The organism is Stenotrophomonas oahuensis (assembly GCF_031834595.1).
In the GTDB taxonomy this organism is placed as follows: Bacteria; Pseudomonadota; Gammaproteobacteria; order Xanthomonadales; family Xanthomonadaceae; genus Stenotrophomonas; species Stenotrophomonas oahuensis.
Genome location: NZ_CP115541.1, coordinates 3,258,618 through 3,272,373, shown reverse-complemented (window position 1 = coordinate 3,272,373; position 13,756 = coordinate 3,258,618). Strand labels below are relative to the sequence as shown.

Below are 13,756 nucleotides of genomic sequence, written 5' to 3'. Positions count from 1 at the left end.
ATGATGCAGGGTGAAAACCGTGGCGCTCAGCGCTTGCCGAGTTTATCCACGCGGTCGAGCAGACTGACCCAGAACGCCGCCGGCAGCTCCGCCGACAGCGGCACGGCGAAATGCCATTCGTTGGCGAACGGCTTGCACTTCACCGCGTCCTTTTCGGTCATCAGCACCGGTAGCTCACTGCCGAAACGCAGATCAGCCGGCACATAGGCATGGTGGTCGGCGAACGCATGGGGCACCACGCCGATACCTTCCGCACGCAGCATGTCGAAAAAGCGCTGCGGATGCGCGATACCGGCCACCGCATGCACGCGCTGGCCACGGAAGTGCGACAGCGCGCGTGCACGGCCACCGCTGAGCGGCAGCGCGGTGTCGATGTGCAGCTGCATGGCCCATTCGCCGAATCCGCAGGCGCTCACGGCCGCCGGATCGGCACTGGCCTGCCCCAGGTTGACCACGCGGAAGTCGCATTCCTGCGCGCGGCTGGCGGGTTCGCGAAGCGGTCCGGCCGGCATCAGGCGGCCGTTGCCGTAGCGACGCTGTGCGTCGACGACTTCAATTTCCACGTCGCGGGCCAAGCGGTAATGCTGCAGGCCGTCGTCGCAGACGATGATGTCGCAGCCCGCTTCGATCAGCGCGCGCCCGGCGGCCACGCGGTCGGCATCGACCCGCACCGGCACCCCTGTTTTGTAGGCGATCAGTACCGGCTCGTCGCCGCCGAGTGCGGTCGGCGTGGTGGCCTCGACCCAGCGTGCCACCTCCGCCTGCTCGCGGCCGTAGCCGCGGCTGGCCACGCCCGGCTTCCAGCCTGCCTCGCGCAGGCGGTTCACCAGCGCGATGGTCAGCGGGGTCTTGCCGGTGCCGCCGGCGGTGACGTTGCCGATCACCAGCACCGGCACCGGCAGCGTGTACTGTTTGAGCCAGCGGCGGCGGTACAGGCGACGGCGCAGCGCCACCACCGCGCCGAACAGCGGCGCGATCAGGCGCACGCCCAACGGGACGGGGCTGCCGTCGTACCAGAACGACGGCGTCTGGGTGCCTTTGGCGGCCATCAGGACTGCCTTTCGCGAAACTGCATGCTGTGCAGGTGTTCGTACAGGCCGCCCATGGTCAGCAGTTCGGCGTGGGTGCCGCGCTCGACGATGCGGCCGTGATCCATCACCAGCACCTGGTCGGCATGCTCGATGGTGGACAGACGGTGCGCGATCACCAGCGTGGTGCGCTCGGGCATCAGACGCTGCAGCGCGTCCTGCACCAGCCGTTCGGATTCGTTGTCCAGGGCCGCGGTGGCTTCGTCGAGGATCAGCACCGGCGCGTCGCGCAGGATCGCCCGCGCGATTGCCAGGCGCTGACGCTGGCCGCCGGACAGCAGCGCACCGTTCTCACCGACCGGGGTCTGCAGCTGCTGCGGCATGCGCTCGATGAATTCCCAGGCGTTCGCGGCTTCAGCGGCGGCGCGGATCTGTTCGTCGGTGGCGTCCATGCCGTAGGCAATGTTCGCGCCCACGGTGTCGTCAAACAGCATGACCTTCTGGCCGACCATCGCCACCTGCCGGCGCAGGTCGGCCAGCGGATAGTCATCCAGCGCCACGCCATCCAGGGTGATGCGGCCGCCGCTGGGCTCATAGAAGCGCGGTACCAGCCGTATCAGGCTGGTCTTGCCGCTGCCCGAACGACCGACGATGGCGGTGACGGTACCCGGCTTGGCCACGAAGCTGATGTCATCCAGCGCCACGCCGGTGTCTTCGCGATAGCGCAGCATGACGTGTTCAAACGCCAGCTCACCGCGCGCGCGACCGATCTTCTTCGTGCCTTCATCGCGTTCGACCGGCATGTCCAGAATGCCGAACAGACGCTCGGCGGCGGCCACGCCGCGCGAGATCGAGGTCTGCACGCTGGTCAGGCGGCGCAGCGACGGAATGATGGCCATCATCGAGGTCATCAGACCCATGAACTGACCGGCGTTGAGGCGGCCGGCCAGGGCTTCGCGGGTGGACACCCAGACGATAACCGCCAGCGCCAGCGCGGCCAGGAACTGCACCGTGCTGGAGGCGAACGCGCGGGTGGTTTCCACCTTCATGTTCAGGCCGAGCATGCGGTTGGCGAGGCGGGCGTAGCGCGAGATTTCATGCGCCTGGGTGCCGTGCACCTTCACTTCCTGCTGCGCGGCCAGCGACTGCTCGGCGGTCTGCGCCATGTTGCCCATGCCGTCCTGGATGCCACGGCTGATGCGACGGTAACGCTTGCCCACGATGGAGACGATGACGCCGATCAGCGGCACCACCACCAGCATCGCCACGGTCACCTTGACGCTCATCTGCAGCATCACCACCAGCATGGCGATGATGGTCAGGGTGTCGGCCACCAGGGTCTTGAGCGCGTCGGCGCTGGCCTGGGTGACCTGCTCGGTGTCGTAGTTCAGGCGGCTGACCATGACCGGCGTGGCTTCGGTGTCGAAGTGCGACGACGGCAGGTGCAGATACTTCTCCAGCACCTGCTCGCGCAGGTCGCGGACCACGCTGCGGCCGGTGCGGGCCAGGGTGTAGTCACTGACCAGGGTGGCCAGGCTGCGCATCAGGAACAGGCCCAGAATGGTCAGCGGCAGGATCACCGCCATGCGCGGCTCGGGGTTGACGAAGCCACGGTTGACAAGCGGGTCCATCAGCTTGGTGAAGTGATAGCCGGCCAGCGCTTCCACCACCATGGCAATGACGGCCGCCACCATGAACACCCAGTAGGCCTTGGTGTAGCCGAGCAGGCGTTTGTAGATCGGCCAGATCGGCGCGTGTTGTTTGTTGCTCATGGAGTACGCACCTCCGGCGCGGTAGCGATGGCGATGCGACGGAAACCGAGCTGGCCCAGGGCATCCTGGGCGGTGACCACGGCCTGGTACGGGGTGCGGGCGTCGGCGCGCAGCAGCACGGTCTGCTCGCGGTCGTCACCGGCCACGGCGGCGATGGTCTGCTTTACCGACTCCACGTCGGTGCGCAGCACTTCCTGGTCGTTGATGAAGTAACGGCCTTCGGCATTCACCAGCACGCTCAGGGCGCGCGGCGGCTCGCTGTTGTCCTGCTGGCTGGCGGTGGGCAGCTGCACCTGCAGGGTGGAACGCGCGTCGAAGGTGGTGGTGACCACGAAGAAGATGATCAGCACCAGGATGACATCGATCAGGGGCACCAGATCGATGTGCGGTTCGTCCTGGACCCGGTCGTTGCGGATGCGCATCCGTCAGCCCTTGGCCGTGACGGGTGCGGCAGCGGCCGGCGCAGCCGGTGCACGGGCGGCGGTGTTCATCACCCCCGGGCGGCCGTCGAGCGCGTCCAGCAGCGCGGACGCCTCCATTTCCATTTCGATCACATAGCCGTTGATGCGGCCCTTGAAATAGCGATGGAACATCAGCGCCGGAATGGCCACGATCATGCCGGTGGCGGTGCACACCAGGGCCTTGCCGATGCCGCCGGCCAGCTGGTTCACGTCGCCCACGCCATGGTCAAGGATGCCCAGGAACATCTGGATCATGCCGATCACAGTGCCCAGCAGGCCCAGCAGCGGACCGGTCGAGGCGATGGTGCCCAGCGCATTGAGGAAGCGCTCCATGCGGTGCACGAGGTGACGCCCGGCATCTTCGATGCGTTCGCGGATCTGGTCGCGCGGGCGGTTGCGTGCTTCCAGTGCGGCGGCCAGCAGCGCGCCCAGCGGCGAGTTGGCCCGCAGCGACTGGATGTGGTTGGGATCGAGCTTGCCGCGCGCGGCCCAGTTGCGCACTTCCTGGCCCAGCCCCGGGGGCAGCACCTCGTTACGCCGCAAGGTCCAGAAACGCTCCAGGACAATCGCCAAAGCCAGAACGCCCAACAGCAGCAGCGGCACCATCGGCCAGCCACCGGCCTTGACCAGTTCCCACACGTTTCAACCCTCCGGCCCACTGGCCGCCTGTTTGCTGGCCGATAGAATAGCAGCCGACCGCGCCTGCTCCGCGGCATCCCACCAACGGCGCTCGAAAAGCCGCTGTTCACGCACCTGCAGCCCCTGCGGCCCCAGCCACACGCGCAGCGCCCCGCTGTCGGCCGTGTTCAGCACCTCGGCCCCGACCGCCTGCCAGCGCGCCACCACCTCCGGGCGCGGGTGCCGGAAGCGGTTGCCATGCCCGGCCGAGACCAGTGCCAGCCGTGGCGACACTGCTTCGACCCAGGCCGGGCTGGACGAGCCGGCACTGCCATGGTGGGGCACCACCACCACGTCCGCGCGGAGCGTGCCCGCGCCGTCGCGCAGCAGGACGGCTTCCTCGCGGTGACCGATGTCGCCGGCCAGCAGCACCGCCCCATGCGGGGTTTCGATCCGCAGCACACAGCTGCTGGCGTTGCCGTCGTAGGCGCTGTCCGGTGCGGGATGCAGCAGTTCGAAACGCACCTCGTCCCAGTGCCAGTGCTGCCCGGCGTGACACGCGGCCGCAGCCTGCAGCGCCCCCGGCGGGGCCTGCACGGAGGCCTGCGGGAACGCCCGACGTACCGCGCCCAGGCCGCCGGCGTGGTCGCGGTCGGTGTGACTGAGCAGCACCTGGTCCACGCGCGCCATTCCCACCGCCTGCAGCGCCGGCACTACCACCCGTTCGCCGGCATCGAAGCCGCCCACACTGGCAGGGCCGGCGTCGTAGAGCAGCGTGTGGCTGCGGGTGCGCACCCAGACCGCCAGCCCCTGCCCCACGTCGATGACCTGCAGTTCCACTTCGCCCGGCTGCAGCCGTGCGGGCATCGGCCACAGCAGTGGCAGACACAGCAGCGTGGCCGGCAGGCGCGCGCCGGCGGCGCGTGGCAGCAGCAGCCAGAACACGCCCAGCAACGCCAGCGGCAGGGCCCACGGCGCGGATTGCGGCACCCACCACAGCGCCCACGGCTGTTCCGCCACCCGCCCGAACAGCTGCCAGCTGGCGTCGAAGCACCATGCCGCCAGCTGCCAGGGCCAGCGCCCTGCCCCGTCGACCAGCGCTTCCAGCGCGGTGCCGACCAGGGCCAGCGGCACCACCACGCTGCCCCAGCAGGGAATGGCCAGCAGGTTGACCAGCGGCCCGGCGCGCGAGGCCTGCCCGAACATCGCCACGGTGAGCGGGCTCAGCGCCAGCGTGGCCACCGCCTGCGCTGCCAGAAACGCGCGCACCCGCGTCATCCGCTCCCGCAGGCACCACATCAGCCACAGCACACCGCCGAAGCTGAGCCAGAAGCCAGGGGCGAGGACCGACAAGGGGTCGCACGCCAGCACCGCCCACACCGCCAGCGCCAGCAGCTGCCCGGTCGGGGCGGGCCGGCGTGAACAGGTCGCAGCAGCGAGCACGGCCACCATCAGCACAGTGCGCACCGTGGGCAGCGCGAACCCGGCGACGGCCGCGTACAGCAGCGCCGCCAGCACCCCGACCACGGCACCGGCCACATGGCTGGGGCAGCGCCGGGGCAGCGGCGGGAAGAACCGCCAGCCCTGTGCGGTCAGCCAGCCCGCCGCGAAGGACACCATGGTCACGTGCAGCCCGGAGATGGCGATCAGATGGGTCAGGCCGAGCGCGCGCAGGGTGTCCCAGTCCTGCGGGGTCAAACCGCGCGTGTCGCCCAGCGCGAGGGCCTGAATGAAGCGGGCGCTGTCCCCCTGCACCTGGGCGGCAATGGCGGCGGCCATGCGCTCCCGCCAGGCCGGCAGCCCGGTTGGAAGGGCCAGTGGCCGGGCCTGATCAGGCGCGATCACCGAGCCGGTGCCGGCGATGCCCTGCAGCAGGGCCTGGCGCTCGGCATCGAAGCCGCCCGGATTGCGCAGGCCGCGCGGCGGACGCAGGCGCGCCTGCAGGCTCCAGCGCGAGCCGGCCTTCACCTGGTGCCGGGCGCTGGGCGGGTCCCCGTTGCGGGGGTCGTGCCAGTTCAGGACGAGGTCGCGACCGCGCAATGCGGCCGGGATCTCGGCGTGGTTGTCCACGCGGAAGGTGAAGCGGGTGCTGAGTTCACTGTGCCGAGGCAGATCGATCACCCGACCCTGCAGCATCCCCGCGCGCTTTGCCACATCGACCGTCAGCTGCGCGTCCAACCGCGCATGGCCGTGAAGCGCCGCCCAGCCCAGCCCGAGCAGCAGCGCGCCGCAGCAGCGGCCGCGCGGCCAGCGCAGCCACGCCACCAACCCGAGCACCGCGGCGGCGAGCGCCCAGCTCGCAGGCAGCAGCACGGGCGCGTACACCACCACACATACCCCGACCAGCAGGGCCGCCGCGCAGGCTTTGCCAAACAGGGGAAGCGGAATCACGGGGCGGCCCATCAGCCAGAATCCACCCATGCTCGGGATTCGCCCGGCAAGCGGATATCAGGGTCTGGCGGGGTGCCGTATCGGAAACTGCCGCCGTGCCGGGACAGAAAGTCTGAAAAGCAAAAAGCCGACCCAAAGGCCGGCTTTTCGTCTGTTCCCACTGCCACCGCTGAGGTAGGAGTGGTGGGCGGTACAGGGTTCGAACCTGTGACCCCTACCATGTCAAGGTAGTGCTCTACCGCTGAGCTAACCGCCCGATTTCTCGCTGCGTCCGCCGTGTTTGCGTCGGTGCAGGCCGCGTATATTACGGATGCACCGAGGCAAGCGCAACACTTTTGTGAAGGTATTTCACGAACGATCGTTCAGCCAAGGCTGGCCTCTTTCAACTGGCGGATCTGGTCACGCACATGGGCCGCGTCTTCGAACTCCAGGTCGCGGGCGTGCTGGTACATCTTCTGCTCCAGCTGCTGCAGCTTCTTGGCGATCTGTGCCGGCTCCAGCGTGCGGTAATCCACCGCTTCCTCGGCCACCTTGCTGCCTCGCCCTTTGCCCTTGCCACGCGACTCCTTCTCGGCCGCATCGGAGCGCGCGCCTTCAAGCACATCCACGATTGGACGCGCCACCGAACGCGGCACGATGCCGTGCGCTTCGTTGAACTCCACCTGCTTGCTGCGGCGACGATCGGTTTCATCGATGGCCGCCTGCATCGAGCGGGTCATGCGATCGGCATACAGGATCGCCTTGCCGCGCAGGTTACGCGCGGCGCGGCCGATGGTCTGGATCAGCGAACCGGTGGAACGCAGGAAGCCCTCCTTGTCCGCATCCAGAATCGCCACCAGCGACACTTCCGGCATGTCCAGGCCTTCGCGCAGCAGGTTGATACCCACCAGCACGTCGAACTTGCCCAGGCGCAGGTCGCGGATGATCTCCACACGCTCGACAGTGTCGATGTCCGAGTGCAGGTAACGCACGCGGATGCCGTGTTCGGTGAGGTACTCGGTGAGGTTCTCGGCCATGCGCTTGGTCAGCGTGGTAACCAGCACGCGGTCGCCCAGCTTGATGCGTTCGTTGACCTCGCTCATCAGGTCATCGACCTGGGTGGCCACCGGTCGGATCTCGACCACCGGGTCGATCAGGCCGGTCGGGCGCACCACCAGTTCGGTGATTTCATCGCCGGCTTCGCGCAGCTCGTACGGGCCCGGCGTGGCCGACACGTAGATGCTGCGCGGGCAGCGCGCTTCCCATTCCTCGAAACGTAACGGGCGGTTGTCCAGCGCCGACGGCAGACGGAAGCCGAACTCGACCAGGGTTTCCTTGCGCGAACGGTCGCCCTTGAACATCGCGCCGATCTGCGGAATGGTCACGTGCGATTCGTCGATCACCAGCAGCGCGTCCGGCGGCAGGTAGTCGAACAGGGTCGGCGGCGGCTCGCCGGCGGCCTTGCCGGTGAGGTGCCGCGAGTAGTTCTCGATGCCGTTGCAGTAGCCGACCTCGGCCATCATTTCCAGGTCGAACTGGGTGCGCTGCGCCAGGCGCTGCGCTTCCACCAGCTTGTTCTGCGCGTACAGCTGCTCCAGCCGCTCCTTCAGTTCGACCTTGATGGTCTCAACCGCAGCCAACACGCGCTCGCGGGTGGTGGCGTAGTGGGTCTTGGGGTAAACGGTGTAGCGCTGCAGCTTGCGCAGGCTTTCACCAGTGAGCGGGTCGAACATGCTGATCTGCTCGACCTCGCCGTCGAACAGTTCAATGCGCACTGCCTCGCTGTCCGATTCGGCCGGGAACACGTCGATCACTTCGCCGCGCACGCGGAAGCTGCCGCGCTGCAGTTCGTACTCGTTGCGGGTGTACTGCAGCTGGGTGAGGTGATTGATCAGGTCGCGCTGGTCGATGCGCTCGCCGGTGGACAGGATCAGGCGCAGCGACAGGTAGTCTTCTGGCGCGCCCAGGCCGTAGATCGCGGAAACGGTGGCGACCACGATCGCGTCAGGGCGCGACAGCAGGGTCTTGGTCGCGGCCAGGCGCATCTGCTCGATGTGCTCGTTGATCGAACTGTCCTTCTCGATGAAGGTGTCCGACGACGGCACGTAGGCCTCGGGCTGGTAGTAATCGTAGTAGCTGACGAAGTATTCCACCGCGTTGTGCGGGAAGAACGCCTTGAACTCGCCATACAGCTGTGCGGCCAGGGTCTTGTTCGGGGCCATGATCAGCGTCGGCTTCTGCACCTGCTGGATCACGTTGGCGATGGTGTAGGTCTTGCCCGAGCCGGTCACGCCCAGCAGGGTCTGCTTGGCGACGCCGGACTCGAAGTTGGCGGTGAGCTTCTCGATGGCCGCCGGCTGGTCGCCGGCAGGCGAATACGGAGAGACGAGTTCGAAACGGTCGCTCATGGTGCTGCCAGTACCCGGGCCCCACAGTATACCGGGGGGTTGGGTGACGGCTGGCTGAGGAAGGGGACTACGCGCGGATGTGGCCGCCGCCGATGTTCAGGGCACCCCCCGCAAGGCACGGTGGATGCCCCTGCCCAGGACGCCATTGCCATGCCCCGCCCCTACCCGCTTGTGCAGCCCCCCCGCCGTGTATTCAGGGGATGGACGCTGCTGGAGCTGACCTGCGCACTGGCGCTGGCAGCGCTGCTCTGCGCGCTGGCGGTGCCCGCATTCGGCGGTCTGGTGACCCGCCTGCGGGCCGACATGGTGCGCATGCAGATGGCTACCGCTTTCAACATGGCGCGGAACACCGCCATCACGCGTCACCGCCCGATTGCCGTCTGCGCAAGCGAGGACGGCTGGCGCTGCGGCGGGGACTGGAGCCGCGGATGGTTGATCTATCGCGACCACGGGCCCAGCCCGGTCCCGATCGCCGAAGAGGACATTCTGCGCTTCCAGCCGGGTTCGACCGCGAAGAGCGTGCGGGCGGGTGCCAGCCTCGGCCGCCATCGTCTACGCTTCCAGCGCGACGGGCGCAGCAGCGGCAGCAACCTGACGGTAAGCATCTGTGCGGGACCTACGCTGCACAGCCAGGTCATCGTCAACAACGTGGGACGGACACGCGCCAGGCGCGTGCCGCAGCCAACGCCCTGCCCTTTCTGAAGGCAAAAAAAAAGCCCCGCATTGCTGCGAGGCTTTTTGAGATCTGGCGCCCGAAGTTGGACTCGAACCAACGACCCCCTGATTAACAGTCAAGTGCTCTAACCGGCTGAGCTATTCGGGCGGGGAGGCGCATTGTAATGAGCGCCCTGCCCTGTTGCAAGCCCCCGCAGGCTCAGCACGTTGTTGCATTACCAGCACTCGTGCAGCTCGCCACCTGCGGTTTTGACATTGGCCTGATTGACGGACAGGTTGCCGCACTTGTCTTTCGACTGTGCCTCGCCGGCCGTAGCGGTGAACGTGAACGTTCTCGACCCGGCATCCATGGTGATGGTGTAGGCCGCAGTGCCGCCCTCCCGCGGGGATGCAATGCTGCCCTCACCGTTCGGGAAGGTGAAACCTTCGTACGTGTTGTTCACCGAATGGAAGCGTTCGGCGAGCGCCGCGTACTCGACCAGGTCGGCTTTTGCCTGGGCGCGACGCGACTTGCGCACATGGTCGGCATAGGCCGGCACCGCGATCGTCGCCAGGATGGCGACGACCGCTACGACGATCATCAACTCGATCAGGGTGAAGCCGCGGACGCGCGCAGCGGAGACATTCATGGATTTGACTCTCTTCAGCAGATGGTTGGAGGTCATCACCGGATCTGTCTCCAGGACTGGCGACCACAGGGGTACGGCAGATACATCGGCGGTGCACCGGCCACACTGACCTGCATCATGCAGGCGGCACCCGGGGCGGCCGGCGGATCCGAGCCTTCTTCCATGTCCGGCGCACCGAGGCGCGGCACGACGGCGGTGGTCACATCCTTGACCGGCGCGTTACCGCCAGTGGCCAAGGGGACGCCGGCGGTGCCGGCACCCGGCGAGTCGCCATCGGGCGTGCCCTGCCTGACCTGGGACAGACCTGCATCGCCGCTGTTGGCGACCAGACCGAACAGCCAGTTGGAGCCATCCACGTTGCACCCCTGCGCTTCCGCATCCCGGGTCGGCAGATAAGTCGGCATGAACACGATGCCAGACGTCAGCGTCGGGTTGGCGATGAATCGCTCGCCTGCCGGCAGAATGACCGTCCAGCCTCGGCTGTCCGTGGGCGGATCGCCCAGGGTGACTTTCCGCACATCATTGGTGGTGGTCACCGTGATCTGCCGCAGGTTGGCCGCCGTGTAGGTCGGGATCACCGTCCCCGCGGGCAGCGTGTCGCTGGTGTCATTGAAGGCATACAGACCCTGGATGCTCTCATCATTGCGGTCTTCCAGATAGCTGAAGCTGCCGGTGCCGAAGAACAGCATCACGCCACCCGATGGCCCCGAGGCGGCGGTCATGCCGCCAGTGATCGGCTGACGGTAGGTGAGGCCATCCGTGTCGGTGTGGGTCTTGGTGGTGAACAACGGCTTGGTCGGAGCATCCGTGCCACGCAGATCGAACTTCCAGATCGCGCCCTTCTGGTCAGCCGCATAGACCGTATCGGCGAAGCCGTCACGTCCGCGCACGTTCTGCGCGTTGCCGGTGCCACCCCAGCGGTCTACGACTACGAGATTGCCCAGCCCATTGCGGCCAGCCGGCAGGTTCTGTCCGGTCTCCTCGACGACGTAAGTGGTGACCGTTGGCGTGCGGTCGCGCACCAGATCAACCACGAACAACGCCGCCTTGCCGCTTTTGCTCTCGACGCCATTGCCGAAGATCGCCTTGAACGAGACTTCACCACCGCTGGACTTCACCGGAACAATGACGGGCTTGCCCAGCACATGGCCGATGTTGTTCCTGACGACCTCGTCCAGCTGAGCATCGAAATCGTTGAGCTCCCACAACAGGTTCGCGGACCCGTAGGTCGTCGGATCCGTCACGTCGAGCGCGAATACGCTGCGACCACCGGCACCGGCGGTGCCCACCAGGGTGGTGCCCCAGGCGCTGCCGTCGTAGGTGTCGCCTACGACCACCGGGCCGTCGACGAAGTAACGATGATCGAAGGCACTGTCCTGCTCGGCACTGGAATCATAGGGGAACAGCAGATTGCCCATGTGGCCGATCGAGGTGGACGGAATGTAGCCGAACACTTCCGTGCCGCCGCTGCTGTCCTGCACGCCATCCGAGCCCATGCCGCCATCGAAGGCATGCAGCATGCCGTCATTGGCACCGGCATAGACCATGTAGCGGCCGCTATCACGCTTGCTCTGCAGATACTCCACATAGCTCGTGCCCAGGGAACCCAGGGTGCGATAGCCGTAATCATCGGTCGGCGAGGTCAGCAGCGGTGTTGAGTTGATGATGTCGCCCAGCACCGTGGTGCGATCGCGCAGATTGCCACCGTTGCGCACCTCATTGCTGGCATTACCCAGCAGGTAGGACACCGCCTTGGTATTGTCTCCCAGGCTGGACAGCCCGCCGCAAAGCCGCATGTTGTTGTACAGACCCGTGGGCTTGGAGCACAGGTTGTCCAGGCTCACATTGGTCGCATTGAACTGCAGCTGCGCACCATCGCGCCAGAACCAGACATTGCGCGCGGTCGGTGACGGCATCTTCGCGGATGCCTCCCAGGCCTGTTCCGAGACGATGGCACGAGTGGCGGGGTCCACGCTCAGCTTGAAGGCGTTGAGCTTGCTGTACCAGTCGGTACCGTTGTTGGTCGCCTCGTAGAACGGCTCCACCGACAGCGAGCCCTTGCCGATGCGCGCACCGGTGAGTGAGCGCGTGCCCGAGGGGGACTGCCCCTTCGACACATTGCTGATGATGCGGCGCATCGCTGCGGTGATGTCCGACGCACGCGTGGCATTGACCATCTCGCCGTGCGAATACAGCACCGCCTCCCAGATTTCATCGACCGCACCCGGCTGCAGGTCAACCGTGGTCGTACCAAAGCGCGGCGGAACCTCGTACGGGTTCGGGGTCAGCTCCCACGGCCGGGTGGGGTTGGGAACGTAGGTAACACCGAACTGATCACCCTGCGTTCCCAGCGTCACGCCGTAGAAATTCATGTGCAGGCTGGTCTTGCAGTCGAGCTTGCCGTCCGGGCATTCCTTCGGAACCGGCACAGCGTTGGCTTCCAACCCCGCGACGAGGCTGTTGTCATAGTACGGGGCAACAAGGTTGCGCATCCGCGTCTTGTTGCCTTCCTCATTGATGTACCCGTCGGTGAACAGCATGCCGGCGTTCTTCTGGCACGACAGCAGCACTGGAGGATTGGGATCGCGGCTGGTCTTGGCGCGCTGGAACTGCTGCCCCAGATAATTCGCCGCCGAGCGATTGGGCGTCGAGCCGTCAGCGCGCATATTCGCGGTGATGTTGGACAGCAGCTGCACCTTCTGCGCCTCGTCGCTCAGATCGTACATCGTCGCCTGGCTGCGACCGTTGATCCGGAACCAGCCCACCCGCAGATTGTCAACTTCGTGCAGCGAGTTCGTCGCGGAACCGATCAGTGCCTCGCGTCGCGTGCGATAGAAGCTGTACCAGTTGGCGAAGTTCTGCATGGCCGCGTTGTACTTGGCCGTGTCGTTGTTGAAGTTTTCGAGCCGGATCTCGTATTTGTACAGAGTGCCCGGGTAGCCACCGGTAGGCCTGGTGACTTCCGTGATCTTGTCATCCAGGTAGCCGTAGTCGGCGGGCATCTTCGTTTTCAGGAAGAACGTCGCCGGAAAGTAAGCAAAGTTGGTTTGGCAGCCACCGGAAACGTTGGCCGTGAACTGTCGGGTAACGCGACTGAACCCGGTGGGCTGGTCCCTGGTCGTGCTGTTGGAAGTGCTCGCGCCGCAGGTCTCGGAGCGAATAACCGTGTCCACCGGGATCACCATGCCGGTCAACACCCGGAAGTTCCAATTGGTGCCGGTGCGGGTCTCGCGCGTGGTCAGATCCTGGGTCAGGTTGATGAACTTGTGCGAGTTTGAAGGACGTGGGTCGACCGGTGCACTTTTCGGATTGATCGTCTTGAAGCTGGGATTGTCCGCGCTCCCGGTCTTCCAGTCCGGATAGTTCTCGCGGGGGTCGAAATAAGCCGTGTTGATGTCCGGCGATCGTACAAAACCGAAGGCGTCCAGCGGCGGAATGGCATTGTTGTTATCACGACCGTAGCTTGGTGTGTGATAGTGGTACTGCGTACCTTCGCCGTACCCATACGGATTACCGGCGGTGTTGTAGAAGCCGATCCGCCGGCCATTGCTGCTGCTGGACTGCCAGCTGTAGACACCGTCGCGGGTATTGTTCAGCAGCTCCCACAGCATCGAGCCGGAGTCATCGAGTGCCATCAGGAACGCAGGCGTCGCACCGCTCTGGATGTTCAACGGAGCCTGCCACAGCGTACCCTGGCCCTGTTTGGCCAGCAGGCTGTAGGTCACCCAGCCACCGGCGATCAGCACGCCGGCGGAAGCTGCCGCGAGCCATTTTTTCTTCTGCGAAGCCATGGTC

The 13,756-nt window shown here is 66.2% G+C and carries 9 protein-coding genes and 2 tRNA genes; 1 reads left to right on the top strand and 10 read right to left on the bottom strand.

Annotation, left to right across the window (positions count from 1 at the left end):
- Positions 1 to 26: 26 nt before the first annotated feature.
- From lpxK to uvrB, 7 genes are all read right to left on the bottom strand, one after another.
- On the bottom strand, positions 27 to 1,049 hold the full coding sequence (gene lpxK, locus PDM29_RS14520; protein WP_311190800.1) for a tetraacyldisaccharide 4'-kinase: 1,023 nt from the start codon (positions 1,047 to 1,049) through the stop codon (positions 27 to 29).
- A complete protein-coding gene (gene msbA, locus PDM29_RS14515; protein ID WP_311190799.1) occupies positions 1,049 to 2,800 on the bottom strand; it encodes a lipid A export permease/ATP-binding protein MsbA in 1,752 nt (583 codons plus the stop codon). Before msbA ends, lpxK begins: the two co-directional genes overlap by 1 nt.
- Positions 2,797 to 3,222: an ExbD/TolR family protein gene (locus PDM29_RS14510; RefSeq protein ID WP_311190798.1), complete on the bottom strand. Its 426-nt coding sequence runs from the start codon at positions 3,220 to 3,222 to the stop codon at positions 2,797 to 2,799. Before PDM29_RS14510 ends, msbA begins: the two co-directional genes overlap by 4 nt.
- A gap of 3 nt (positions 3,223 to 3,225) precedes the next feature.
- The gene (locus tag PDM29_RS14505) at positions 3,226 to 3,900 is read right to left on the bottom strand and encodes a MotA/TolQ/ExbB proton channel family protein (RefSeq protein WP_311190797.1); all 675 of its coding nucleotides are present in this window, start codon (positions 3,898 to 3,900) and stop codon (positions 3,226 to 3,228) included.
- A 3-nt stretch (positions 3,901 to 3,903) separates the two neighbouring features.
- On the bottom strand, positions 3,904 to 6,282 hold the full coding sequence (locus PDM29_RS14500; protein WP_311190796.1) for a DNA internalization-related competence protein ComEC/Rec2: 2,379 nt from the start codon (positions 6,280 to 6,282) through the stop codon (positions 3,904 to 3,906).
- Between the two features lie 169 nt (positions 6,283 to 6,451).
- Positions 6,452 to 6,526, bottom strand: a tRNA-Val gene (locus PDM29_RS14495).
- Between the two features lie 106 nt (positions 6,527 to 6,632).
- Positions 6,633 to 8,657 carry an excinuclease ABC subunit UvrB gene (gene uvrB, locus PDM29_RS14490; protein ID WP_311190795.1) on the bottom strand — a complete coding sequence of 675 codons (2,025 nt, stop codon included), beginning with the start codon at positions 8,655 to 8,657 and terminating at the stop codon, positions 6,633 to 6,635.
- Positions 8,658 to 8,807: 150 nt separating this feature from the next.
- Between uvrB and PDM29_RS14485 the strand changes: the two genes are divergently transcribed.
- On the top strand, positions 8,808 to 9,359 hold the full coding sequence (locus tag PDM29_RS14485) for a GspH/FimT family protein (protein WP_311190794.1): 552 nt from the start codon (positions 8,808 to 8,810) through the stop codon (positions 9,357 to 9,359).
- Positions 9,360 to 9,403: 44 nt separating this feature from the next.
- On the opposite strand, the gene PDM29_RS14480 is transcribed toward PDM29_RS14485, so the two are convergent.
- From PDM29_RS14480 to PDM29_RS14470, 3 genes are all read right to left on the bottom strand, one after another.
- Positions 9,404 to 9,480, bottom strand: a tRNA-Asn gene (locus PDM29_RS14480).
- A 67-nt stretch (positions 9,481 to 9,547) separates the two neighbouring features.
- Entirely contained in the window at positions 9,548 to 9,961 is a 414-nt protein-coding gene (locus PDM29_RS14475) for a type IV pilin protein (protein ID WP_311193797.1), read from the bottom strand.
- 35 nt (positions 9,962 to 9,996) lie between these two features.
- Positions 9,997 to 13,752, bottom strand: a complete 3,756-nt coding sequence (locus tag PDM29_RS14470; protein ID WP_311190793.1) for a pilus assembly protein — start codon at positions 13,750 to 13,752, stop codon at positions 9,997 to 9,999.
- Between the last annotated feature and the right edge of the window lie 4 nt (positions 13,753 to 13,756).